We start from the raw sequence: 24,390 nt of genomic DNA on the forward strand, positions 1-24,390 counted from the left end.
TCCGTTTGGACCACTCAGGATCTGGAAGCCTTTTTGCAGCGCTTCTTCGGCCCGGGCAACGACGCGTGGCCAGATATGGATCCCGACCCTCAGAAAGGCGAACGGGTCAGGCCCTTCGTCGACCTGCTCCGCAGCGGCAGCGACCTCCCTGTCGTACTGCCGCGCTACCAGCAGGCCCAGGACCGCTTCGCGATCTACGTCATCACCCGCGACGAGGCACACGCAGACTCTCATCGGCAACGTCATCACCGCCTTCGCCGGGCCGACCTATCTCATCGGCGCCGGCGTACACCCCAGCACACTGGACCCCAACGACCCAGTCGAAGCAGCGGTGCAAGACTTCGCTGGAGCATGGACGACCTTCCGACTGGAAACACACCCGCACCGCCGCTACCGCCAGAGACTGACCGACGTGGCCCTGCTCATGCAGCACACCTTGGCTCGTCGTCCCCCGCGACTGTGGCGGGCAGCAAAACCCACCGGGCGATTGCTGGCCGAGTTCGACGCAGCCCTCGCAGCCGGTGGCCAAGCCGCCTCCCAAGCCGCCCTGGACCAGTTGGCCGGACAAGGAGGCATCACCGCTGCCAACCTCGCCCACCTTCACATCAAGCGACTCTCCCGACTCGGCCTCGATCAAGAACTACTCGATTACCCAGGCCTCAGCGATGTCTTGCGCCAGGATCCCCCCACGCCAGTGAAAGCAGCGGTGCTCAATGCTGCCTTCACCTGGGACCTGCAGGAACCGCTAGACCGCGGCGACCTGCCGGCTGCGCAACACGCACTACGCGACCGCGGTCTTCTCGCCCTCGCTCCCTTCGAAGACAGCGCGGAGTCCTACTCCATCGAGGCACTCATGGTCCTCCTGCTGGCCGCCGTGACCCGGGAAGATCCTCAGAGCACCCAGAACATACTCACCACCATCGAGCACACCGCATCCCACGACGTCCTACCACCCGTTCTTAGAAAAGCCGCGGCGCTCCTCGCCGATCCGCAAAGCACTCCGCAGCAGGAGGCACCCACCCACCAGACTGACACTGCAGCCAAAAACGCGGAATCACCAACGTCTTCGCCTTCCTCGCAAGCCGTCGAGTCGGACACGCCGGAGCACGTCCCCGCCTCTTGGACGGAGCTGATTCACGCGATAGCCGACAGCTACACCGGCCTAACCGACATCCTGGAACAGGAAGTCTGGACAGCCTGGCCCTCACCAGCCCTGGACGACCGAAACATCGCCGCCCTGCTGGAAGAACTGCACGATGAGGGCCAGGCAAAAGTCTGGCGCTGCGTGGGTGCCTTCATCGAAAGCGTCGGCTACGACCAGCCCGCACCACTCAGCGCCCGCGCTCTGATCACCTGCGCGCTCGCCTACGACTGGCTCGGACCGGGCGACCTGCTGGCCGTGCAGGCACTGACCGAGATCGTGCTGCGATCCGGGCCATCCATCGCCGTCTACGGCCAACTGCTGGGGGAACTCGCCGACACGTGCGAACGCTGGGTCGCCCCCGAGCGGGCCGCAATCGCGCTGGACTTCGCCGACCGACTGGTCATGGAGGCACACCCCGATCCCGATGCACGTGAATCCTTCGCCTTGGCGTTGCTCCTGCCGCTCAGCGTGCACCAGGGGCGCCTGGATCCCGCCGATCTCGCCATGGCGCGGCGCCTATCCGCGGAACTCGGCATCGAACTGGACTGGCAGGACCAGCCTGGCGAGGGACAGGCGCAGGAGACCGCAACCGGTCTGCGGGACGCGACTGGTCGCAACCTGCTGCTGTACTCCCTTGACCAGCGGGTCCTGGACCGGGTTGGCGATGCGCTGCACCAAATCGCCCCAGGAGTCAAGATTGCCCTCGCCCATGACAGCGTGGGCAGTCCGCAACTACGCCAAAAAGCCCGCCAAGCGGATGTAGTCGTATTGGCCACCCGCTGCGCCAAGCACGCCGCGACGGGTTTCATCACCCAGCACGCCAAAACAGCCGTCATCGACTACGCCGACGGCAGCGGCTCGGCCTCACTACTACGCGCCGCAGTACACGGCTTGCTCCGAAGTGTGCACGGCAACTGAGAGGCCCTTGGCGTCGTGTGGCTCTTTCAACAAAGCTGAGCCAGCCGCCCCGGACGGTCCTTCATGGGTGGCGTCGACGGGGGAAGGGCTCGACTCCGGAGGCCGATGCCGTCGCACGCGTTTGGCCTGGTCACCGGACCTGTGACTGAGCAGCTGCGGCCGACTCGTCCACGAATGGTCCACGTCTGATGCGGCAGTGGACTTGGACGGGCACGCCGGGGGGCCGGCTGCCAGGACGGAGCTGTCTGTTGCGGAACGCCGATCGCTCGGCGGCCTAGCTGGCCTCTAACAGCCGCGTCAAGCAAGAGCCACAAGGTTGTCACGAACACCTGTCGAGCAGTCCTGCTGACCGCTACGATCGAGCTTCGTTTTGCGGGGTGGTTGCCGCCGACTGGGGGGGGGGCGGTGTGCTGGCGAGGGATGACGCTGCTCAGCAAGAGTGTGTCATCGGACGCACCTCAGAGGCCCTTGACGCGGAGGGTCACGCTGTGCATCCAGCCGATCGAGTGATTGTTGGCCCGTCTGCACGCCTCTCACCTGGGGAAAGCCCTAACTCATATTGAGGATCTTTCTGGGTGGCTTCACGGGGAAGGGGGCTTTAGTGTTTACTAAAGGAGGCAGGCGGGTAGTTTGGCAAGGTAACGCAGAGTCATTCCATGATCGCATTGAGTGCGCCTTGAGGGAGGATGGGTCCTCACCTGCGGCAACGTTCTGGGCGGACCTGTGTGCCGGTGAGTGGGTTGATGATCCGTACTTCCAGAACCCGCCCGACGAAGAGCAAATTCATAATGCTGCCAAGTTTTTGGCGCATCTGAGGCATATAGGGGAGTTTGGCTACCCGCCTTACCAAAGGTCCGTAAACTTCCTTGAGGACGGAATATGGGAGGTAAAGCACGGTCACCACAGAGTCGCGTATTTTGACACTTTGGGAGAAGGTACCTACGAACCCAAGGATCGAGTGGAAGACCGTAGAGTCGTCGACCCTGAACTGAATGACGACTATTGGTGGTATCCAGAGATGGACCCCATCTTGCGGCTTACTAATGGCTGGGCAAAAGAAGGTCAGAAGGCCCCGCCGGAGGAGATCGATCTAGCTTTGCGGGTGCGAGAGGAGGACGTAGAGCATGACAAGCCGTAGCGAAAAGAGCTTGATCGACAGCTACGCCAGTTTCCCCCGTGGGGCTCAGGAGCTCTCGGCGGCAACTCTGGCGCAGAATGTAGCTGCGTGCCTGGAGCAAGCCAAGGCCGTTTCAGGAAAATCAAGCAAAGAACTTGCCGCACTGTTGGGTGTCTCGGAAGGTGCGGTATCTCAGGTTTTGAACAGCGACGGGAACGTTCGTATTTCTACGCTGGCGCGGTACCTCCGTGCGATGGGCTTCGAACCCCGCTTGACTGCCGAGCCTGTGGACGGCGGTGAGTCCTTGCCCGCCACGCGGCGGCGTGTTCGCACAAGGCGAGCGAATCACTCTGAGGCGACTAGCGCTCCCCGGGTGGAGCGTATGTCGGTCTCCGTGTCCCGTTGCAGCGTCACCGACGGTGATGTCGTCGCACCGGCGCTTTCGGTCCTTCTAGTGATGCCAGATGAGGCGTCGTCCGTGACCAGGGCTGCGCCTAAGGGGCACCAGGAAAGCCCGAAGGACTGGCATGTGCTGGAACCTCCGTCCTGGCTTGCCTCCTTGGCTGCAAGGAAGTCTAGGGAAGTAGCAAGCGACGCAGCCGAAGCTTCCGCGGAGTCACCTGAGGGCCGAGGTGTGGGGGCCAACTGATGGCAGCGAACGACACGCAAACTGGTGATGCTCGCGAGCTAATCGCTGATGCCTCCTCATTGGTTGAAGTTGTCCTAGGGGAGGCATCCATAAAACGAGGGCCGGCCAACCACTACAATCCAGGCACAGCACGGGTTTCAGTCGAGTCAGAGGGAACCTTTACGCGCAACAAGGAATCCGGATCCGAAGGATTGATCGCCTGCCGGGATCAATATTCTGCGGAGCTGCTTAATACGGATGGCGACCGGATTGCGCTCATCGATGCGTCCTTCTTGGCGGCCTTCTCCGTGAACCGTGATGCGGATCCCGATGAGAAGGAACTTGAAGACTTCGCAAATTCTACCGGCCGCCTCGTCATCCGGCCGTATGCGCGCGAATTTATTCAACAGATGTCAACGCGTATGGGAATCCCGGCCTTCATGCTTGAAGTCCTGCGATTTCGCGGGACTGTGCTCGATGAAGAAACGACTGGGTCTGATGACGCGCAAAGTGGTGTTGTTACGTAGAGTGGGCGGCTCGGTTTGGGGCGAAGGGAATTACCACCCTAGGAATTGCCGCTGCCCGATGTAAGGTCACGGGGCTGGGTCTAGGCTTCTTGACAACTGCCTCGAGGCTCACGCGATCGAAGAAGAAACGCGGAGCGTCGCAGCCCCTGTTGTGGAACTGAGCAAGAAGCACCGGTCGAGTCTCATTGGGTGAGCCAAGGCTGGGCACTAGCTGGCAGCGCCCATTATGGGCCAAGGCTTTGACAGCTGTTCTCAACCTTATGAGGTCGATCATCCAGCGTCTGTGGCGGCGGCCTGCCCCCTGTGCTCCACAACCCACTTTCAGCTGCCATGCTTGGCCGACTGCGCCGTGCGTCCCTATTGGTGTCAGCCAAATCGGCGACCTTGGCAATGCATGATCTCCCGGCTTGGGCATGGTGCTTCTAGTGTCGCAGATCATCTCCGAGGCCCCAGGCCAGAGCGAGGTGGGGGTGGTCACCCGTGGGTGCCGACTGTCAACGTTGGCCGGCCTCGCACGGCCCAGGGACGGCCCAGGGCCCGCGCCCTGGCGATGGGATGATCCCTCCGGGAGGGGTGCGAGTGGACATACTTGACCTGATGGAGTGGCTGGCCGAGCGCGGCGTCACGACCGTCTTCAAGGTTGACGGGGACCGCATGGCTGCGCGACGGGCGGCATGGATGGTCATCGTCAGCGGTGGGCCGCTCGGCGAGGACTCGTTCTTCCGCGCCGACCTGGCCACGCCAGACGCTTGCCTAAGGGCTGTCCCGTAAATGATCTTCCGGCTGTTCGGGATGTGCCCCCTCGGGCGGGTGGTCTCGCCTATCCGGCGAGGGTGAGGTTGTGCAGGCGGGCGATGCCGAGCATGGCGTGGTGAACGCCGTCGCCGCGCAGGCGGCAGTCGCGCAGGATCTTGTAGGTCTTCATGCGGGCGAAGCAGTGCTCGACGCGGGCCCGAACTTGCTTGTGGGATTTGTTGTGGGCCTGTTTCCATGCGGGTAGCTCTTCGCCCTTGCGGCGGCGGTGCGGCATCACCAGTCCGGTGCCGGGGTAGCCGCCGTCTGCGATGGTCGTGGTGTTGCCGACGGCGGCCTGCGCGCCGGATTCGGCCCAAGCGCGGCAGTCGTTGCGGTTGCCGGGCAGCGGCTGGCCGACCACCACGACCAGGCGGGTGTCGGCGTCGATGACTACCTGATGGTTGGTGGAGTAGCGATAGTTCTTCGACTGCTCGGCCACCTTGTGATCGCGGGTGGGGACCAGAGTGCCGTCCACGATCAGCACGGCATCCTTGGCGAACCGCTGGCGGGGCCGCAGGGCGAGCTTCGGCCCGAGGTCACGGATCACCCGGTCGGCAGCCGACTTCGACACCCCAAATAGCGGTGCCAGTTGTCGCATCGTCAGGTTGGTCCGCCAGTAAGCCGCGACCAGCAGCACCCGGTCCTCCAGCGACAGTTTCCACGGCCGGCCACGGACCTGGGCATCGGCACCCTCGCGGCGCAGCTGGACCACCAACTTGACGAATGTCCGTGGGCTCAGCCCCGTGAACGGGGCTATCCAGGATGATTCCGACGCCGTAATCACACCAGTCACGGCCTGATCTTTCCAGGTCGTGACTGCTGTGATCGGGCGCTGCTTCGTGCAGATCTACTCTTCATTCATCGATCTGGCCGTTGGAGGGGCCAGAGCGGTGGCGACTCGGGCCAGACGTGCGGCGGGCCAGGCGAAGCGGTTGGCGGGGTTGCGGAAGGAGTATTCGCCGTCGTTGATCGGGTAGCCACCCTCGGCCTTGGTCCAGTGCACGGGACCGCATGGCCCCTGATCTTCCAGGAGTGCCGCGGCGAGTCGCTCGGGCGACCCGAGCCGGGTGTAGGCGCGCAATGCTGCCGTCAGGCGCTCAACGGCGCCATCCGGCACTGCGTCATCGCTGAACGCGGGTAGCAGGAGCAACAGTCGGGCGTGAGCATCGGTGGTGCTGCCGCCGGGCAGACGATTGTCCGCCGCGGCGGTCAGCTCGGCTCAGGACAGGCCGGGTCCCATGAAGTGCCCATCGTCTTGTGCGAGCTGCTCGGTCTCGTCCCAGTCCGGGTGGTGCAGCAGGTAGTCGATGCCCTCGTTCTCCTCGAAGGCGCGATACACCACGTACAGGCGATGGTCACCGGCGAGCGGCACCGTGAAGACGGGCCAGGTGTCGCCTCCCAGCAGCCGGGACTGCAAGGCTCCGGCCTCCTCCTCGTCCGTACCGCCTACGAGCTCCTCGGCCTCTTCGCTCTCGGAGTAGTAGTTGTGCAGGTGGCCCAGCCAAAATAGGTGCTCGTCCAGGAGTTCGGGCTGGTACTGAAAAGGGCCGCCGTCATAACCCGGGATCCGGGCCGGAGCTGCCTGCGGGCTGTTCGTCACGAGGCCATCATGTCCCCGGCCGCCTCACGAGCGACAGCCGGGCCCGATGCTTTGCGGGACAGCCCTTAGGGTTATCGGCTCGACGTTTTCACCGCGCTCAGCTGCTCGAACTGCGTCTCGGGCCGCGACCCGGTAAGCACGAGCCGTGGTGTTCAGACGCGCGTAGAGATCACGTCTTGCCTGCTGTGCTTGGTCATGGCGCTCCTCAGCCCGCTGACGATCAGTACGCTCGTTTTGCTCCCTGCTGGCGCGCTGGCTGAGTACTGCCCCACCCAGAGTTCCGCCCAGGGTTCCTCCGACGCTGATGAGCGCGACGGCAAGCGTGGTCATATCCACGAGATCCCCCACCTCGTCTACTCGTCTGCCGGGCCGGCGACTGATCGCGACGGCTGCTTGCCTTCGCCAGTACCTCCCACCCGCGGTGTGGTCGTAGGTCCAGGATGACGATAGCGAGGGGCAGGCCTACTCGACTCCAATAAAGGTCACTACCTGCAGGGATGCTCCAAGATCCCGTCCACGCCTCGTCCACAGCCCCCGACATACGCCCGCTCCGGGCCGCACATGCCTGCACATACGCGAAAACCCCGCCCTCAGCGTTTCCGCTGCTGACGGGGTCTTTAGGCACCTCATACAGGGTGCCCCCGGCAGGATTCGAACCTGCGCACACGGCTCCGGAGGCCGTTGCTCTATCCCCTGAGCTACGGGGGCGTGTCGGGCGCGGTGATCGCGGCGACGGGTAGAACACTACCAGTTCTCCGGGGGTGGTCATGAACCACTTTCCGCGTCGAGCGGGGTCGGCCCCGCCCGGTTCCCCGCCCGACGCTCCATGCGGCCCGTCGCCCGGTCGGGGTGGAAGTGGTCAAACGCCGGACGCGGTGGCCGGTCCCGACCTACTCTCGAGTGGTGCCGAGCACTTCGGGCCGGGTTCTTGTGGTGGACGACAACAAGGTCATCCGGCAGTTGATCAGGGTCAACCTCGAGCTGGAGGGCGTCGAGGTGGTGACCGCGGCCGATGGTGCCGAGTGTCTGGAAGTCGTGCATCAGGTGCGGCCCGATCTCATTACCCTGGACGTCGTCATGCCCCGGCTGGACGGGCTCGGCGCCGCCCGGCGGCTGCGGTCCGACCCCCGGACCGCCGGCATCCCCCTCGTCGTCGTCAGCGCCTGCACGCAGCACGAGGTCGAGAGCGGGCTCGATGTCGGGGTCGACGCCTTCCTCGCCAAGCCGTTCGATCCGCAGGAGCTGGTGCGGGTCGTGCGGTCGCTGATCGACGCACCGGTCGGACATGTGCGGGGGATGCGGGGGAGCGGGGACGCCGAGGCGGCCGCCGGGCACGCCGGGGGATGACACCAAGCCCTTGACGCTGTCCACGCCCGTCCACATCCCGGGACAGCCCCCAAACGTGTTCGCCTACCCACCCCCCTCCTCGCCTACGCTTGTCCCGTGACCCCCGCCGAGCTCTCCCGCACCGTGCTGCACGCGGTGCGCCGTGCCGTGGACGAGGGGGAACTCTCCGTGGCCGTGCCCGAGCGGGTCGTCGTCGCGCCCCCGGGGCCCGGAGGCTGCGGCGACTACGCCACCAGCGTCGCCCTCCAGCTCGCCCGTCCGGCCGGGCGGCCCGCGCCCGCCGTCGCCGAGCTGCTGCGCGCGCGCCTCCTGCGCGCCGACGGGATCAGCGACGTCGTCGTCACCGGGCCAGGGTTCCTCAACATCTCCCTCGCCGGGGCCGCCCCCGTCCAGCTCGTGCGCGCCATCCTGCGCGCCGGTCTCCGGTACGGGCACACCGACGACCTCGCCGGTCAGGTCGTACGGCTGCACGCCGCGCACGAGGTGCGGGCCGTCGTCCTCATGGACTCCGTCGCGCGGGTGCTGCGGTCGCAGGGCGCTCGCCCGGAGATGTCCAGCTCACGTCCGCCCGAGGCCGCCTGGGTGCGTGTCCTCGACGTGCCCAGCGGCATCCGCACGGATACCGGTGCCAGCACTGGCGCCACCCCCCTCCACCCCGTCCCCGCCCCCGCCGACCCCCTGCCCCTCGGCCGCGACGCCGCCCGCTGGGCCCTGCTCCACCCCGCCCCGCACGACCGCCCTCATCTCGGCTCCGGTCACGACGCCGCGCACCTCGCCCAGCGCGAGAGCAACCCCCTCTTCCGCGTCCGGTACGCCCACGCCCGCACCCGCGCCCTCCTGCGCAACGCCGCCGACCTCGGCTTCACCCCCGAGCCCGGCCCTCTCACCCCCGGCGCGCAGGAGCCCGCGGGCGGCAATACCCGCGCCCTCCTGCGCAACGCCGCCGACCTCGGCTTCACCCCCGAGCCCGGCCCTCTCACCTCCGAGGGGGAGGTCCAAGCTCTCCTCCTCACCCTCGCCGACCACCCCCGCGTCCTCGCCGCCACCGCCGCGCACCGCGCCCCCGACCGGCTGGCCCGGCACCTGGTCGCCGTCGCCGACGCGCTGGCGCCCCTGCTGCCCGCCGTGCTGCCGCTCGGCGAGGAGAAACCCTCGGCCGCCCACCGTGCCCGGCTCGCCCTCGCCGAAGCCGCCGGGACGGTGCTGGCCGGCGGCCTGACCCTGCTCGGCATCGACGCACCCGAACATCTCTAGGAAGCCCAAGACCTGCCATGAGCCGTTCCGCACACCCCGCCGGGCCCCGTCACGCCGACGTCCTCCCCGAGGGGCACTACCTCGCGCCGCCCGCCGACCCGAACGCCCTCGACCCCAAGGTGTGGGCGCAGACCGTCACTCGTGACGCCGACGGCGTGCTCACCGTCGGCGGGATCGACGTCAAGCGGCTCGCCGAGGAGTACGGCACCCCCGCCTACGTCCTCGACGAGGACGACTTCCGCGCCCGCGCCCGCGCCTGGCGGACCGCCTTCGGTGAGGACGCCGACGTGTTCTACGCGGGCAAGGCGTTCCTGTCCCGGGCCGTCGTGCGGTGGCTGCACGAGGAGGGGCTGAACCTCGACGTCTGCTCCGGCGGCGAGCTGGCCACCGCGCTGTCCGCCGGGATGCCCGCCGAGCGCATCGCCTTCCACGGCAACAACAAGTCCGTCGCCGAGATCCGCCGGGCGGTCGAGGCCGGCGTCGGGCGGATCGTGCTCGACTCCTTCCAGGAGATCGTCCGCGTCGCCCACATCGCCCGCGAGCTCGGCACCCGGCAGCGGGTGCAGATCCGCGTCACCGTCGGCGTCGAGGCGCACACCCACGAGTTCATCGCCACCGCCCACGAGGACCAGAAGTTCGGCATCCCGCTGGCCGGCGGGCAGGCCGCCGAGGCCGTGCGGCGCGCGCTGCGGCTCGACGGCCTCGAAGTGATCGGCATCCACTCGCACATCGGGTCGCAGATCTTCGACATGTCCGGCTTCGAGGTCGCCGCGCACCGCGTGGTCGGGCTGCTCAAGGACATCCGCGACGAGCACGGCGTCGAACTGCCCGAGATCGACCTCGGCGGCGGCCTCGGCATCGCGTACACCAGCGACGACGACCCACGTGAGCCGCACGAGATCGCCAAGGCGCTCACCGAGATCGTCACCCGCGAGTGCGAGGCCGCGAAGCTGCGCACCCCGCGGATCTCCGTGGAGCCGGGGCGCGCCATCGTCGGGCCGACCGCCTTCACGCTGTACGAGGTCGGCACCGTCAAGCCGCTCGACGGGCTGCGGACGTACGTCTCCGTCGACGGCGGCATGTCCGACAACATCCGTACCGCCCTGTACGACGCCGAGTACAGCGTCTCCCTCGTCTCCCGCTCCTCCGACGCCGAGCCGATGCTCGCCCGTGTCGTCGGCAAGCACTGCGAGAGCGGTGACATCGTGGTGAAGGACGCGTTCCTGCCGGGCGACCTGGCGCCGGGCGACCTGATCGCGGTGCCGGCGACCGGGGCGTACTGCCGGTCCATGGCCAGCAACTACAACCACGTGCTGCGGCCGCCGGTGGTCGCGGTCAAGGACGGTCAGGCGCGGGTCATCGTCCGGCGAGAGACGGAGGAGGACCTGCTCCGGCTCGACGTCGGATGAGGAAGCCCGGGGGGAGACGACGGGCCGGCGGAAGATCTTTCGCCGGCCCGGTCATGGAAATGAAATAGATGTCTCACGATCCGGACTTGGTACAGAAAGTCCCGTTCGGTGGGTGAGACTGGTGCAACCGAGACGGTATTCAGGAAACGAGGTCGGATGATGCGTACGCGTCCGCTGAAGGTGGCGCTGCTGGGCTGTGGAGTGGTCGGCTCAGAGGTGGCGCGCATCATGACGACGCACGCCGACGACCTCGCCGCCCGCATCGGCGCCCCGGTCGAGCTCGCCGGCGTGGCCGTGCGGCGGCCGGACAAGGTGCGCGAGGGCATCGACCCCGCGCTGATCACCACCGACGCGACCGCCCTGGTCAAACGCGGCGACCTCGACATCGTCGTGGAGGTCATCGGCGGCATCGAGCCCGCCCGGACCCTGATCACCACCGCCTTCGAGCACGGCGCCTCCGTCGTCTCCGCCAACAAGGCCCTCCTCGCCCAGGACGGCGCCGCCCTGCACGCCGCCGCCGAGGAGCACGGCAGGGACCTCTACTACGAGGCCGCCGTGGCCGGCGCCATCCCGCTGATCCGCCCGCTGCGCGAGTCCCTCGCCGGCGACAAGGTCAACCGGGTGCTCGGCATCGTCAACGGCACCACCAACTTCATCCTCGACAAGATGGACACCACCGGCGCCGGCTACCAGGAGGCCCTCGACGAGGCCACCGCGCTGGGCTACGCCGAGGCCGACCCGACCGCCGACGTGGAGGGCTTCGACGCCGCCGCCAAGGCCGCCATCCTCGCCGGGATCGCCTTCCACACCCGGGTGCGCCTCGACGACGTCCACCGCGAGGGCATGACCGAGGTGACGGCGGCGGACTTCGCCTCCGCCAAGGAGATGGGCTGCACCATCAAGCTGCTCGCCATCTGCGAGCGGGCCGGGGACGGCGCGTCGGTCACCGCGCGCGTGCACCCGGCGATGATCCCGCTGACCCACCCGCTGGCCTCCGTGCGGGGCGCCTACAACGCCGTGTTCGTCGAGTCCGACGCCTCCGGGCAGTTGATGTTCTACGGCCCCGGCGCGGGCGGCTCCCCGACCGCCTCCGCGGTCCTCGGCGACCTGGTCGCTGTCGGCCGCAACCGGCTCGGCGGCACCACCGGCCCCGGCGAGTCCGCGTACGCCGCGCTGCCCGTCTCGCCAATGGGCGAGGTCGTCACGCGCTACCACATCAGCCTGGACGTGGCCGACAAACCGGGCGTGCTCGCCCAGGTCGCCACCGTGTTCGCGGAGCACGGTGTCTCGATCGACACGGTGCGCCAGCAAGGCAAGGACGGGGAGGCGTCGCTCGTCGTCGTCACCCACCGCGCGTCCGACGCGGCCCTCGGCGGGACCGTGGAGGCGTTGCGCAAGCTCGACACCGTGCGCGGTGTCGCCAGCATCATGCGGGTTGAAGGAGAGTAACCAGCAATGACCCACCAGTGGCGCGGAATCATCGAGGAGTACCGGGACCGGCTGCCGGTATCCGACACCACGCCGGTCGTGACGCTCCGTGAGGGCGGTACGCCGCTCGTCCCCGCGCAGGTGCTCTCCGAGCGCACCGGCTGCGAGGTCCACCTCAAGGTCGAGGGCGCGAACCCGACCGGGTCCTTCAAGGACCGCGGCATGACCATGGCCATCTCGCGGGCCAAGGAGGAGGGCGCCAAGGCGGTCATCTGCGCCTCCACCGGCAACACGTCCGCCTCCGCCGCCGCGTACGGCGTGCGGGCCGGCATGGTCTGCGCCGTGCTGGTGCCGCAGGGCAAGATCGCGCTGGGCAAGATGGGCCAGGCCCTGGTGCACGGCGCGCAGATCCTCCAGGTCGACGGCAACTTCGACGACTGCCTCACGCTGGCCCGCTCGCTGAGCGACAACTACCCGGTGGCGCTGGTCAATTCGGTCAATCCGGTGCGCATCGAGGGGCAGAAGACCGCCGCCTTCGAGATCGTGGACATGCTGGGCGACGCCCCCGACATCCACGTCCTGCCGGTGGGCAACGCGGGCAACATCACCGCGTACTGGAAGGGCTACACGGAGTACGCCGCTGACGGCGTCAGCACCCGGACCCCGCGCATGTGGGGTTACCAGGCCTCCGGCAGCGCCCCGATCGTGCGCGGCGAGGTCGTCAAGGACCCCTCGACCATCGCCACCGCCATCCGGATCGGCAACCCCGCCTCGTGGCAGCGCGCGCTCGCCGCGCGGGACGAGTCGGGCGGCCGCATCGACGAGGTGACGGACCGTGAGATCCTGCGCGCCTACCGGCTGTTGGCCTCCCAGGAGGGCGTCTTCGTCGAGCCCGCGTCCGCCGCGTCGGTCGCCGGTCTGCTGAAGGCCGCCGAGCAGGGGAAGGTCGATCCCGGCCAGAAGATCGTCTGCACGGTCACCGGCAACGGCCTGAAGGACCCCGACTGGGCCGTCGCCGGCGCCCCGCAGCCGGTCACCGTCCCGGTCGACGCCGACGCCGCGGCCCAGCGGCTCGGTCTCGTCTGAGCTACGGCGACGGGTTCCGTCCGGTCGGCGGCGACGGGTTCCGTCCGGTCGGCGGCGGCAGGCTTCGTCCGACCCGCCCGGCCCGCGGCGACAGGCTTCGCCCGACCCGCCCGACCCACGGCGACAGGCTCCGTCCGGCCGACGGCGGCAGGCTTCGCCCGACCCGCCACGACAGGCTCCGCCCGACCCGCCCGGCCGCGCGCTTCCGCCACCGCGGAACCGCGTAACCGGCGTAAGGACGCGCCTGTCCGGGGACACTCCCCTCAGGGGGTGCACAGGGGGCTTGCGACACGCATCGTGCGCCTCCTGTGCGCCCTATGTCGCAGGTGAACCTTCCTTCGATAGGCTGTAGGGAACCCGCCCGCCGCATATGCCGCGGCAGTGCGTCGTCCCCAGGGTCCCGCCAGTGACCCGGGGCGGCCCGGAAGCGGCCGGCCAGCCCGGCCGGCGGCGGTCCCAGGGTTCTCGTCCGCCGTCGAATGTCCCTCGGTCCCTCGAACGTCATTCGACAGTCCACGCAGCTCAAGGAGAGTCTTCGAGCGATGGCCGGTCCCGCGTTCCGCGCCGCCGCCGTCCGGGTGCGCGTCCCCGCCACCAGCGCCAACCTCGGCCCGGGCTTCGACGCCCTCGGCCTCGCGCTGGGCCTCTACGACGACATCGTCGTCCGGGTGGCCGACTCCGGGCTGCACATCGACATCGCCGGCGAGGGCAGCGAGACCCTCCCGCGGGACGAGAGCCACCTTCTCGTACGCTCCCTGCGCACCGCCTTCGACCTGCTCGGCGGACAGCCGCGCGGTCTGGAGATCGTCTGCGCCAACCGCATCCCGCACGGCCGGGGCCTCGGCTCCTCCTCGGCCGCGATCTGCGCCGGGATCGTCGCCGCCCGCGCCGTGACCATAGGCGCCGAGGCCAAGCTCGACGACACCGCGCTGCTCGAGCTGGCCACCGAGATCGAGGGCCACCCCGACAACGTCGCGGCCTGTCTGCTCGGCGGTTTCACCCTGTCCTGGCTGGAGGGCGGCGCCGCCCGGGCGATCAGGATGGAGCCCGCCGATTCCATCGTTCCGGTGGTTTTCGTGCCCGCGAAGCCGGTCCTCACCGAGACCGCGCGCGGACTGCTCCCGCGCACCGTGCCGCACGTCGACGCCGCCGCCAACGCGGGCCGTGCCGCCCTGCTCGTCGAGGCCCTGACCAGGCGCCCCGAGCTGCTGCTGCCCGCCACCGAGGACCGACTGCACCAGGAGTACCGCGCCCCGGCCATGCCGGAGAGCGCCGCCCTGGTGGAGCGGCTGCGCGGGGACGGCATCCCCGCGGTCATCTCCGGCGCCGGACCCACGGTCATGGCGCTGGCCGACGCGGGCACGGCCGACAAGGTCGAAGCGCTCGCCGGCGCCGACTGGGCCGCCAACCGGCTGGGCCTGGACGTCCGGGGAGCGAGCGTCCTTCCGCTCGCCACCTGACACGGTCGCCGGATTTGGAGAGGGGGAATGTTTGTTGGATCCGGTAGTGTTAACCTCAAGTCTGCACCCGACCCCACCATGGCGAGGTGCCTCGTGTCCCCGTCCGGGACAGACATTCTTCCGGGAGCTCCCCAAGCCGCACTGTGTTCACTGCTACGTATGCGGGCAGTACGTCGTACGCGAACACTGAACGGCCCGCAGGTGGGGGCACCCCCTCTGGGGGAGCTTCGGAACCGGTGCGACCACGCCACGTGACACTGGGTGCCACGGCTCGGGGGAGCGCCATCACCAGATATCTCTTCCGCCGCGCAGGCGGACAACCGCCCCGGCACGGTCCACACCTCACGGAACGATGCCGGACAGCACAACCGGTCGCCGAGCCAGACAGGCCGACGTCCGCTCCAGGGAAGGACCCTTCGTGAGCGACACCACCGATCTGATGGGCGCACGTGTCGAGGAGACCGCTGCCGCGCCCGCCACGGACGCTTCCGCGCCTGCCTCCGGTGCCGGCTCCCGGCGGCGCCGCGGTACCGGCCTCGAGGGCATGGTGCTGGCCGAGCTGCAGCAGGTCGCCTCCGGCCTCGGCATCAGGGGCACCGCGCGCATGCGCAAGAGCCAGCTGATCGAGGTCATCAAGGAGGCGCAGGCCGCCGGTGGAGGCTCCGCCTCCGGGGCCGCCCCGGCCAAGGCCGAGTCCGCCGAGACCAAGCCCAAGCGCCGCGCCACCTCCCGCGCCCGTACGGGCGACACGGCCGAGAAGGCGGAGAAGGCCGAGAAGAAGACCGGGGCCAAGGACGAGCAGGCGCCCGCCGACAAGGCCGCGGCCCAGCAGCAGATCGAGATCCCGGGCCAGCCCTCGCCGAAGGCCTCCGCCGCCGAGCAGGCCGTGGAGAGCGCTCCCGCCGAGCGCCGCCGCCGTCGCGCCACCGCCGACGCGGGCGCCCCGGCCGCCGCGACGGAGACGGTCACGGCCGAGGCGAAGACCGAGACCAAGGCCGAGGCCCCGGCGCAGCAGCAGACGCAGCAGCAGTCGCAGCAGGGCGAGGGCAAGTCCGACCACGACGGCGGCGAGGGCCGCCGGCGTGACCGGGACCGGGACCGCGGCCGCGGCCGGGACCGCGACCGCCGCACCAAGGGCGACGACCAGCAGCAGAGCCAGGGCGGCGGCCGTCAGCAGAGCCAGCAGGGCGGCGGCGGAGGCCGGCAGGACGACGGGTACGACGACGACGGCAGCGGCCGCCGCGGCCGTCGCGGCCGCTACCGCGACCGCCGTGGCCGCCGCGGCCGTGACGACGTGGCCGAGCCGCAGGTCGCCGAGGACGACGTCCTGATCCCCGTCGCGGGCATCCTGGACATCCTCGACAACTACGCGTTCATCCGGACCTCCGGCTACCTGCCCGGTCCGAACGACGTGTACGTCTCCCTCGCCCAGGTCCGCAAGAACGGCCTGCGCAAGGGCGACCACGTCACCGGCGCGGTCCGCCAGCCCAAGGAAGGCGAGCGGCGCGAGAAGTTCAACGCGCTGGTCCGCCTGGACTCCGTCAACGGCATGGCGCCCGAACACGGCCGCGGCCGCCCGGAGTTCAACAAGCTGACCCCGCTGTACCCGCAGGACCGGCTCCGTCTGGAGACCGACCCGGGCGTGCTGACCACGCGGATCATCGACCTCGTGTCGCCGATCGGCAAGGGCCAGCGCGGTCTGATCGTGGCCCCGCCGAAGACCGGCAAGACCATGATCATGCAGGCGGTCGCCAACGCGATCACCCACAACAACCCCGAGTGCCACCTGATGGTCGTCCTCGTCGACGAGCGTCCGGAAGAGGTCACCGACATGCAGCGGTCGGTGAAGGGCGAGGTCATCTCCTCGACCTTCGACCGCCCGGCCGAGGACCACACCACGGTCGCCGAGCTCGCCATCGAGCGCGCCAAGCGCCTGGTGGAGCTGGGGCACGACGTGGTCGTGCTGCTCGACTCGATCACCCGCCTGGGCCGTGCGTACAACCTCGCCGCCCCGGCCTCCGGCCGCATCCTGTCCGGTGGTGTCGACTCGACCGCCCTGTACCCGCCGAAGCGCTTCTTCGGTGCGGCCCGCAACATCGAGGACGGCGGCTCGCTGACCATCCTCGCCACCGCCCTGGTGGACACCGGGTCCCGCATGGACGAGGTGATCTTCGAGGAGTTCAAGGGCACCGGCAACATGGAGCTCAAGCTCGACCGGAAGCTCGCCGACAAGCGCATCTTCCCCGCGGTGGACGTCGACGCGTCCGGCACCCGCAAGGAGGAGATCCTGCTCGGCAACGAGGAGCTCGCCGTGGTCTGGAAGCTGCGCCGGGTGCTGCACGCGCTCGACCAGCAGCAGGCGATCGAGCTGCTCCTCGACAAGATGAAGCAGACGAAGTCGAACGTCGAGTTCCTCATGCAGATCCAGAAGACGACGCCGACGCCGGGCAACGGCGACTGACGTCATCCCCTTCTCGGGCCCCGCGCGGGCACGACGAACGGCCGTCCCTCAACGGGGCGGCCGTTTTTCGTGCACGGATGTCGTCGGACAGGTGTACGATCACGCTGCCTCGGGCTGTCCCTGAAGGGATCTCAAGCCCGAACTCATCATCCCGAGGGGGGAATTGCATGGATGCACCCATGTCCGGATCCGGCCGCCACAGACGCCGGATCGCCGTCGTCGCGGCCGGTGCCGCCGCGGCAGTCGGCGCGGCGCTGCTGACGGCGCCGGCCGCCCAGGCCGCGCCCGTGCTGCCGCAGCCGGCGGTCACTCCGGCGATGGAGTCGCCGTCCCAGGCCGAGCTGATCCGCCGCGCGGTCCGGGCCATGGCGGCGGACGAAGCCGCGCGGGCGAAGGACAAGGCGCCGCTCAGCTCCGCCACGAAGAGCGACTCCGGTATCGACGCGAAGATCATCGGTGGCACCACCACCACGATCGCCTCCGCGCCCTGGATGGCGCAGCTGCACTACTACGACGAGGTCAACGACTTCGGCTTCTTCTGCGGCGGCGTCGTCGTCGCGCCGACGAAGATCCTCACCGCCGCGCACTGCGTCAAGGGCTACAACTGGCACGCCAACGGCGTCGTCATCACGGGCACCGCCCAGATGCTCTCCGAGGACGGCGACCTGAACGGCGGCACCGCCACCGGTGTCTGGCGGCAGTGGCACAACCCGGCGTACCGGGACGCCACCATCGACAACGACATCGCGGTGCTCACGCTGCCGGTGCCGGTGAAGGCCACCCCGATCCGCATGACGACGGCGGGCGACACCGCCTCGTACGCGGCCGGGACCAAGGCCCGGGTCTACGGCTGGGGGCGCACCACCTCCACCAACGACGAGGTCTCCGACGTCCTGAAGACGGCCACGCTGCCCATCCAGTCCGACGCCACCTGCGCCGGCGCCTGGGGCAGCGACTACGTCCGCGGGCACATGGTCTGCGCGGGCACGCCCGCCACCGGCAGCGACGCCGGCACCACCACCGCCTGCAACGGCGACTCCGGCGGCCCGCTCGTGGTCAACAACCGGATCGTGGGCGTCGTCTCCTGGGGCGTCGAGGACTGCGTGGCGAAGGGCGCCTACGGCGTCTTCACCAAGGTGACCAACTACGTGGGCGTCACCTACCCGCGCATCGACGACACCGACATCAACGGCGACCACCGCGCCGACCTGTGGGCCCGCAAGAAGTCCACGGGCGTCGGCTACTCCCGGAACTCGCTGAGCTCCCGGTTCGCCGCCCAGGAGGAGTGGGGGGACTGGCGGGGCGTCAACACCGTCCTGCAGGCCGACCTGGACCGCGACGGCTACCAGGACCTGGTCTACCGGGCCACCGACGGCACCCTGTACTGGGCGCACTACGTGATCTCCAGCGGCACCTGGGCCACCAAGCGGCTCAGCACCGGCTGGAAGTCCGTCCGGCAGATCGTCACCCCCGGTGACGTGACCGGTGACTACGTGCCCGACCTGCTGATGGTGGACTCCGCGGGCGTGCTGTGGACCTACCCGGGCAAGGGCAACGGCACCTTCTCGGCGCGGCTGAAGACCGGCACGGGCTGGGCCGGGTTCGACGTCCTGCGCGGCCATGGCGACTTCACCGGTGACGGCCGGGCCGACCTGGTGGCCCGCGTCCGCAGCACCGGCGACCTGTACCTGTACAAGGGCACGGGCAAGGCCGGCGCCGGCTCCTTCACGGGCCGGACCAAGCTGGCCACGTGGAAGAGCACCACGTACAACGCCGTCGTCACGGTCGGCGACGTCAGCGGCGACGGCAAGGCGGACCTGCTGGCCCGCACCCCGGGCGGCACGATGTACCTGTACCGGGGCACCGGCCGCAACGCCGCGCCGTTCTTCTCCGCGCGGCTCTCCATGGGCACCGGCTACCAGCAGTACGACGTGCTGGGCTGAGCCCACAGCGCGTCCGCGGGACCGCGGGGTGGCCCCGGGAATGATCCCGGGGCCACCCCCGTTTTGGGAGACGGCCCCAGTCCTGGCAGACTGGTACGTCGGCTCCGGTTCACGCTCCCGCATCCCGCGGCGGCGACCCGGCGCCCTCCCGGAACCTAGGAGACACCTTGAAGCGCGACATCCACCCCGAGTACGTCGAGACGCAGGTCAGCTGCACCTGCGGCGCGTCGTTCACCACCCGCAGCACGATCTCCAGCGGCAACATCCGCGCCGAGGTCTGCTCCGAGTGCCACCCGTTCTACACGGGCAAGCAGAAGATCCTCGACACCGGTGGCCGTGTGGCCCGCTTCGAGGCCCGCTTCGGCAAGGCCGCCGGCTCCAAGAAGTAGCGAGCCCCGAATCGCCGGTCCACGGCCGCGCCCCCGCCCGGGGGGCAGGCCGGGACCGGCGTTTTTGGTCGCCCGCCCCTTCACCCACGTACCAGCAGGAGCCCAAGATGTTCGAGGCCGTCGAGGAACTCGTCGCCGAGCACGCCGACCTGGAGAAGAAGCTCGCCGACCCGTCGGTCCACGCCGATCAGGCGAACGCGCGCAAGCTGAACAAGCGCTACGCCGAGCTCACCCCGATCGTCGCCACGTACCGCTCCTGGAAGCAGCACGGCGACGACATCGAGACCGCGCGTGAACTGGCCGCCGACGACGCGGACTTCGCCGCCGAGGTCAAGGAGCTCGAGCAGCGGCGCGAGGAGCTCACCGAGAAGCTGCGGCTGCTGCTCGTCCCGCGCGACCCCAGCGACGACAAGGACGTCATCCTCGAGATCAAGGCGGGCGCGGGCGGCGACGAGTCCGCCCTGTTCGCCGGCGACCTGCTGCGCATGTACCTGCGCTACGCCGAGCGCGTCGGCTGGAAGACCGAGATCATCGACGCCACCGAGTCCGAGCTGGGCGGCTACAAGGACGTCCAGGTCGCGGTGAAGTCCCGCGGGCAGACCGAACCCGGCCAGGGCGTGTGGGCCCGGCTGAAGTACGAGGGCGGGGTGCACCGCGTGCAGCGGGTGCCCGCCACCGAGTCGCAGGGCCGCATCCACACCTCGGCCGCGGGCGTCCTGGTGACCCCCGAGGCGGAGGAGGTCGACGTGGAGATCAACCCGAACGACCTGCGCATCGACGTCTACCGCTCGTCCGGCCCCGGCGGACAGTCGGTGAACACCACGGACTCCGCCGTGCGCATCACGCACCTCCCGACCGGCGTCGTCGCCTCCTGCCAGAACGAGAAGAGCCAGCTGCAGAACAAGGAGCAGGCCCTGCGTATCCTGCGCTCCAGGCTCCTCGCCATGGCGCAGGAGGAGGCGGAGCGCGAGGCCGCCGACGCCCGCCGCAGCCAGGTCCGCACCGTCGACCGCTCCGAGAAGATCCGCACGTACAACTTCCCGGAGAACCGCATCTCGGACCACCGCGTCGGCTTCAAGGCGTACAACCTGGACCAGGTCCTGGACGGCGACCTCGACGCGGTGATCCAGGCCTGCGTCGACGCGGACTCGGCCGCCAAGCTCGCCGCCGCGTAAGCCCCCGTAGACAGCCCGGAGGACCAGTGAACCTGCTGCTCGCCGAGGTGGCCCAGGCCACCCAGCGGCTCGCCGACGCGGGCGTGCCCTCGCCGCGCACCGACGCGGAGGAGCTCGCCGCGTTCGTGCACGGCGTCAAGCGCGGCGAGCTGCACACGGTCAAGGACGCCGACTTCGACGCCCGGTACTGGGAGGTCATCGCCCGCCGCGAGGCCCGCGAGCCGCTCCAGCACATCACCGGCCGGGCGTACTTCCGCTACCTGGAGCTCCAGGTGGGTCCCGGGGTGTTCGTCCCGCGCCCCGAGACCGAGTCGGTCGTCGGCTGGGCGATAGACGCCGTCCGCGCGATGGACGTCGTCGAGCCCTGCATCGTCGACCTGTGCACCGGCTCCGGCGCCATCGCGCTGGCCCTCGCGCAGGAGGTGCCCCGTTCGCGCGTGTACGCCGTGGAGCTGTCCGAGGACGCCCTGCGGTGGACCCGCAGGAACGTGGAGGGGTCCCGGGTCGAACTGCGCCAGGGGGACGCCCTGACGGCCTTCCCCGACCTCGACGGCCAGGTCGACCTGGTGGTCTCCAACCCGCCGTACATCCCGCTCACCGAGTGGGAGTACGTCGCCCCGGAGGCCCGCGACTACGACCCCGAACTGGCCCTGTTCTCCGGCGAGGACGGCCTCGACCTGATCCGCGGCCTGGAGCGCACCGCGCACCGGCTGCTGCGTCCCGGCGGGGTGGTCGTCGTCGAGCACGCCGACACCCAGGGCGGCCAGGTGCCGTGGATCTTCGCCGAGGACCGCGGCTGGACCGACGCGGCCGACCACCCCGACCTGAACAACCGACCCCGGTTCGCCACCGCACGCAAGGCGCTGCCGTGACCGGCCGGGCGCACCCTTCATCCCCCCAGCAGCACCTGTACGAGGAGGCCCGCTAGATGGCTCGGCGATACGACACCAACGACGCGACCGACCGCGCGACCGGTCTGCGCGAGGCCGCGTCCGCCGTGCGCCGGGGCGAGCTCGTGGTGCTGCCGACGGACACCGTGTACGGCATCGGCGCCGACGCCTTCACCTCGGAGGCCGTCGCCGACCTGCTCCAGGCCAAGGGCCGCGGCCGCAACATGCCCACGCCCGTCCTCATCGGCTCCCCGAACACCCTGCACGGCCTGGTCACCGACTTCTCCGAGATGGCCTGGGAGCTGGTCGACGCCTTCTGGCCGGGCGCGCTGACGCTGGTCGCCCGCCACCAGCCGTCCCTCCAGTGGGACCTCGGCGACACCCGCGGCACGGTCGCGGTGCGCATGCCGCTGCACCCGGTCGCCATCGAGCTGCTCACCGAGGTCGGCCCGATGGCCGTCTCCTCCGCCAACCTCACCGGACACCCGGCGCCGGAGAACTGCGACGCCGCCCAGGAGATGCTCGGCGACTCCGTCTCCGTCTACCTGGACGGCGGCCCCACCCCGGGCAACGTGCCGTCCTCCATCGTCGACGTCACCCGCCCGGTGCCCGTGCTGCTGCGCGAAGGCGCGCTCTCGCCCGACGAACTGCGCAAGGTGGTACCCGATCTCGAGGTGGCGAATTGACGGCCCCTGAGGCGGGGCGTGGCATAGGCAACGAGGAATCCGACGCGGAGGTGACGACCACCTTCGGCTTTCCGCGCGACACCTTCCGCATCCTCCACGTCAGCACCGGCAACGTGTGCCGCTCGCCCATCACCGAGCGGCTGACCCGGCATTTCGTGCACCAGCGCCTGGGCGTCCTGGGCGGCGGGCTGATCGTCGAGAGCGCCGGCACCTGGGGTCACGAGGGCGCCCCGATGGAGGCCCACGCGGAGACCGTGCTGGCGGAGTACGGGGCGGACGCCTCCGGCTTCACCGGCCGGGAGCTGCTCGACGAGCACGTGATCCGCGCCGACCTCGTGCTGACCGCCACCCGGGACCACCGCGCCCAGGTCATCTCCATGGGCCACTCGGCGGGGCTGCGCACCTTCACCCTGAAGGAGTTCACCCGCCTGGTGGACGCGATCGACCCGGCGACCCTGCCGCCCCTGGAGGACGGGCTGGTCATGCGCGCCCGCGCCCTGGTCCGCGCGGCCGCCGCGCTGCGCGGCTGGCTGCTGGCGCCCACGGCCGAGGCGGACGAGGTGCACGACCCGTACGGCGCCCCGCTGACCTTCTTCCGGTCCATCGGCGACGAGATACACCAGGCGCTGGACCCGGTGGTGACGGCGCTGACCGGAGTGCCGGCGCGGACCTGAGCGGCCGGCGGCGTCCCACCGGGACGGGTGCGGGAACGCGGGCGCACCGGGACGGGCGGGCCTACATTGGTCGTACGTCAGTGCCGACGTCCGGGAGTCCACGATGACGGTCACCCATGCGCGCGAGGCCGATGTCCTGCGCCGGCAGGACCCCGAGCTCGCCGAGGTGCTGCTCGGGGAGCGCGAGCGGCAGGCGACCACGCTCCAGCTGATCGCCGCGGAGAACTTCATGTCGCCCGCCGTGCTGGCCGCCCTGGGCTCGCCGCTGGCCAACAAGTACGCCGAGGGCTACCCGGGCAGCCGGCACCACGGCGGCTGCGAGATCGCCGACGTGGCCGAACGGCTCGCCGTGGACCGCGCCAAGGCGCTGTTCGGCGCCGAGCACGCCAACGTCCAGGCGCACTCCGGCTCCTCCGCGGTGCTCGCCGCCTACGCGGCCCTGCTGCGCCCCGGCGACACCGTCCTCGCCCTCGGCCTGCCCCACGGCGGCCACCTCACCCACGGCTCGCCGGCGAACTTCTCCGGCCGCTGGTTCGACTTCGTCGGCTACGGGGTGGACCCGGAGAGCGGGCTGATCGACCACGAGCAGGTCCGCGCCCTGGCCCGCGCCCACCGCCCCAAGGCGATCGTGTGCGGCTCCACCGCCTACCCCCGCCACATCGACCACGCCTTCTTCCGGGAGGTCGCCGACGAGGTGGGCGCGTACCTGATCGCGGACGCGGCGCACCCCATGGGCCTGATCGCCGGGGGAGCGGCGCCCAGCCCGGTGCCGTACGCGGACATCGTGTGCGCGACCACGCACAAGGTGCTGCGGGGGCCGCGCGGCGGGATGCTGCTGTGCGGCGAGGAGCTGGCCGAGCGGGTGGACCGGGCGGTGTTCCCCTTCACGCAGGGCGGCGCGCAGATGCACACCGTCGCCGCCAAGGCGGTCGCCTTCGGCGAGGCGGCGACCCCGGCCTTCGCCGCCTACGCCCACCAGGTGGTGACCAACGCGCGGGCGCTGGCCGCCGCGCTCGCCGCCGAGGGGCTCGTGGTCACCACCGGCGGCACCGACACCCACCTGATCACCGCCGACCCGGCCCCGCTCGGCGTCGACGGCCGCACCGCGCGCGGCCGGCTGGCGGCGGCGGGCCTGGTCCTGGACTGCTGCGCGCTGCCGCACGACGCCCGCGGGCTGAGGCTGGGCACGGCGGCGGTCACCACGCAGGGAATGGGAACCCGGGAGATGACGCTGGTCGCCGGTCTGCTGGCGAGCGTGGCGCGCGGCGGCACGGACCCGGCCCGGGCCCGGAAGGACGTGCGGGACCTGGTCGCGGCCTTCCCGCCGTACCCGAGCTGAGCCCGGTGCCCGGGGGCGGGACGCCGTCGGCGGGGCCGTCCGTGCAACCATCGTCGCCATCCGGAAGTCCCCACTCGTATGCGCCCCTCGCTAGGGTGTGGGGCTGTGAAGGCCAGCGAG

The 24,390-nt window shown here is 69.9% G+C and carries 21 protein-coding genes and 1 tRNA gene; 19 read left to right on the forward strand and 3 right to left on the reverse strand.

Annotated features, from left to right (window positions below; translation table 11 throughout):
• Positions 1-244: 244 nt before the first annotated feature.
• The 5 genes from dpdD to ACWH4W_RS12260 all read left to right on the forward strand — a co-directional run bounded on the left by dpdD (position 245) and on the right by ACWH4W_RS12260 (position 5,105).
• Positions 245-2,062, forward strand: coding sequence for a protein DpdD (gene dpdD, locus ACWH4W_RS12240; protein WP_473077480.1), 1,818 nt, complete (start codon positions 245-247; stop codon positions 2,060-2,062).
• Between the two features lie 676 nt (positions 2,063-2,738).
• Positions 2,739-3,200: a hypothetical protein gene (locus ACWH4W_RS12245; protein ID WP_473075776.1), complete on the forward strand. Its 462-nt coding sequence runs from the start codon at positions 2,739-2,741 to the stop codon at positions 3,198-3,200.
• Positions 3,187-3,828 carry a helix-turn-helix domain-containing protein gene (locus ACWH4W_RS12250; RefSeq protein WP_473075777.1) on the forward strand — a complete coding sequence of 214 codons (642 nt, stop codon included), beginning with the start codon at positions 3,187-3,189 and terminating at the stop codon, positions 3,826-3,828. Before ACWH4W_RS12245 ends, ACWH4W_RS12250 begins: the two co-directional genes overlap by 14 nt.
• Complete coding sequence (locus tag ACWH4W_RS12255) at positions 3,828-4,334, forward strand: hypothetical protein (RefSeq protein WP_473075778.1); 507 nt, start codon at positions 3,828-3,830, stop codon at positions 4,332-4,334. Before ACWH4W_RS12250 ends, ACWH4W_RS12255 begins: the two co-directional genes overlap by 1 nt.
• A 597-nt stretch (positions 4,335-4,931) precedes the next feature.
• On the forward strand, positions 4,932-5,105 hold the full coding sequence (locus tag ACWH4W_RS12260; RefSeq protein ID WP_473075779.1) for a hypothetical protein: 174 nt from the start codon (positions 4,932-4,934) through the stop codon (positions 5,103-5,105).
• A gap of 49 nt (positions 5,106-5,154) precedes the next feature.
• On the opposite strand, the gene ACWH4W_RS12265 is transcribed toward ACWH4W_RS12260, so the two are convergent.
• From ACWH4W_RS12265 to ACWH4W_RS12275, 3 genes are all read right to left on the reverse strand, one after another.
• Complete coding sequence (locus ACWH4W_RS12265) at positions 5,155-5,922, reverse strand: transposase (protein WP_290011702.1); 768 nt, start codon at positions 5,920-5,922, stop codon at positions 5,155-5,157.
• A gap of 426 nt (positions 5,923-6,348) precedes the next feature.
• Positions 6,349-6,729 (reverse strand): hypothetical protein, encoded by a 381-nt coding sequence (locus ACWH4W_RS12270; protein ID WP_473075780.1) that lies wholly within the window; start codon positions 6,727-6,729, stop codon positions 6,349-6,351.
• Between the two features lie 636 nt (positions 6,730-7,365).
• A tRNA-Arg gene (locus ACWH4W_RS12275) sits at positions 7,366-7,437 on the reverse strand.
• A 141-nt stretch (positions 7,438-7,578) separates the two neighbouring features.
• On the opposite strand from ACWH4W_RS12275, the gene ACWH4W_RS12280 reads away from it, so the two are divergent.
• From ACWH4W_RS12280 to ACWH4W_RS12345, 14 genes are all read left to right on the forward strand, one after another.
• Positions 7,579-8,076, forward strand: coding sequence for a response regulator (locus tag ACWH4W_RS12280; protein ID WP_391662883.1), 498 nt, complete (start codon positions 7,579-7,581; stop codon positions 8,074-8,076).
• A 96-nt stretch (positions 8,077-8,172) separates the two neighbouring features.
• The gene (gene nrtL, locus ACWH4W_RS12285; protein WP_473075781.1) at positions 8,173-9,330 is read left to right on the forward strand and encodes an ArgS-related anticodon-binding protein NrtL; all 1,158 of its coding nucleotides are present in this window, start codon (positions 8,173-8,175) and stop codon (positions 9,328-9,330) included.
• A gap of 17 nt (positions 9,331-9,347) precedes the next feature.
• A complete protein-coding gene (gene lysA / locus ACWH4W_RS12290) occupies positions 9,348-10,739 on the forward strand; it encodes a diaminopimelate decarboxylase (protein ID WP_473075782.1) in 1,392 nt (463 codons plus the stop codon).
• 159 nt (positions 10,740-10,898) lie between these two features.
• Positions 10,899-12,188 (forward strand): homoserine dehydrogenase, encoded by a 1,290-nt coding sequence (locus ACWH4W_RS12295; protein ID WP_473077481.1) that lies wholly within the window; start codon positions 10,899-10,901, stop codon positions 12,186-12,188.
• Positions 12,189-12,194: 6 nt separating this feature from the next.
• Positions 12,195-13,253: a threonine synthase gene (gene thrC, locus ACWH4W_RS12300; protein WP_473075783.1), complete on the forward strand. Its 1,059-nt coding sequence runs from the start codon at positions 12,195-12,197 to the stop codon at positions 13,251-13,253.
• Between the two features lie 542 nt (positions 13,254-13,795).
• Entirely contained in the window at positions 13,796-14,713 is a 918-nt protein-coding gene (gene thrB, locus ACWH4W_RS12305; RefSeq protein ID WP_473075784.1) for a homoserine kinase, read from the forward strand.
• Between the two features lie 418 nt (positions 14,714-15,131).
• Positions 15,132-17,174, forward strand: a complete 2,043-nt coding sequence (gene rho, locus ACWH4W_RS12310) for a transcription termination factor Rho (RefSeq protein ID WP_473075785.1) — start codon at positions 15,132-15,134, stop codon at positions 17,172-17,174.
• Positions 17,175-17,353: 179 nt separating this feature from the next.
• Positions 17,354-19,117, forward strand: a complete 1,764-nt coding sequence (locus tag ACWH4W_RS12315) for a trypsin-like serine protease (protein WP_473075786.1) — start codon at positions 17,354-17,356, stop codon at positions 19,115-19,117.
• A gap of 167 nt (positions 19,118-19,284) precedes the next feature.
• Positions 19,285-19,506, forward strand: coding sequence for a 50S ribosomal protein L31 (gene rpmE, locus ACWH4W_RS12320; protein WP_006130146.1), 222 nt, complete (start codon positions 19,285-19,287; stop codon positions 19,504-19,506).
• A 107-nt stretch (positions 19,507-19,613) separates the two neighbouring features.
• Entirely contained in the window at positions 19,614-20,681 is a 1,068-nt protein-coding gene (gene prfA / locus ACWH4W_RS12325) for a peptide chain release factor 1 (RefSeq protein WP_473075787.1), read from the forward strand.
• A gap of 26 nt (positions 20,682-20,707) precedes the next feature.
• The gene (prmC, locus tag ACWH4W_RS12330; RefSeq protein ID WP_473075788.1) at positions 20,708-21,553 is read left to right on the forward strand and encodes a peptide chain release factor N(5)-glutamine methyltransferase; all 846 of its coding nucleotides are present in this window, start codon (positions 20,708-20,710) and stop codon (positions 21,551-21,553) included.
• A gap of 56 nt (positions 21,554-21,609) precedes the next feature.
• The gene (locus ACWH4W_RS12335) at positions 21,610-22,257 is read left to right on the forward strand and encodes an L-threonylcarbamoyladenylate synthase (protein WP_473075789.1); all 648 of its coding nucleotides are present in this window, start codon (positions 21,610-21,612) and stop codon (positions 22,255-22,257) included.
• Positions 22,254-22,931: an arsenate reductase/protein-tyrosine-phosphatase family protein gene (locus ACWH4W_RS12340; RefSeq protein ID WP_473075790.1), complete on the forward strand. Its 678-nt coding sequence runs from the start codon at positions 22,254-22,256 to the stop codon at positions 22,929-22,931. Before ACWH4W_RS12335 ends, ACWH4W_RS12340 begins: the two co-directional genes overlap by 4 nt.
• A gap of 103 nt (positions 22,932-23,034) precedes the next feature.
• Complete coding sequence (locus ACWH4W_RS12345; RefSeq protein WP_473075791.1) at positions 23,035-24,270, forward strand: serine hydroxymethyltransferase; 1,236 nt, start codon at positions 23,035-23,037, stop codon at positions 24,268-24,270.
• The last annotated feature ends 120 nt before the right edge of the window (positions 24,271-24,390 follow it).

Source organism: Streptomyces sp. DSM 120436, assembly GCF_055778765.1.

Bases quoted from the DNA above. Each gene is read 5' to 3' on its own strand.
- ACWH4W_RS12250 (WP_473075777.1), top strand. From the start codon at position 3,187: ATGACAAGCCGTAGCGAAAAGAGCTTGATCGACAGCTACGCCAGTTTC.
- ACWH4W_RS12255 (WP_473075778.1), top strand. From the start codon at position 3,828: ATGGCAGCGAACGACACGCAAACTGGTGATGCTCGCGAGCTAATCGCT.
- ACWH4W_RS12260 (WP_473075779.1), top strand. From the start codon at position 4,932: ATGGAGTGGCTGGCCGAGCGCGGCGTCACGACCGTCTTCAAGGTTGAC.
- lysA (WP_473075782.1), top strand. From the start codon at position 9,348: ATGAGCCGTTCCGCACACCCCGCCGGGCCCCGTCACGCCGACGTCCTC.
- ACWH4W_RS12295 (WP_473077481.1), top strand. From the start codon at position 10,899: ATGCGTACGCGTCCGCTGAAGGTGGCGCTGCTGGGCTGTGGAGTGGTC.
- thrC (WP_473075783.1), top strand. From the start codon at position 12,195: ATGACCCACCAGTGGCGCGGAATCATCGAGGAGTACCGGGACCGGCTG.
- thrB (WP_473075784.1), top strand. From the start codon at position 13,796: ATGGCCGGTCCCGCGTTCCGCGCCGCCGCCGTCCGGGTGCGCGTCCCC.
- ACWH4W_RS12315 (WP_473075786.1), top strand. From the start codon at position 17,354: ATGTCCGGATCCGGCCGCCACAGACGCCGGATCGCCGTCGTCGCGGCC.
- prfA (WP_473075787.1), top strand. From the start codon at position 19,614: ATGTTCGAGGCCGTCGAGGAACTCGTCGCCGAGCACGCCGACCTGGAG.
- ACWH4W_RS12335 (WP_473075789.1), top strand. From the start codon at position 21,610: ATGGCTCGGCGATACGACACCAACGACGCGACCGACCGCGCGACCGGT.
- ACWH4W_RS12345 (WP_473075791.1), top strand. From the start codon at position 23,035: ATGACGGTCACCCATGCGCGCGAGGCCGATGTCCTGCGCCGGCAGGAC.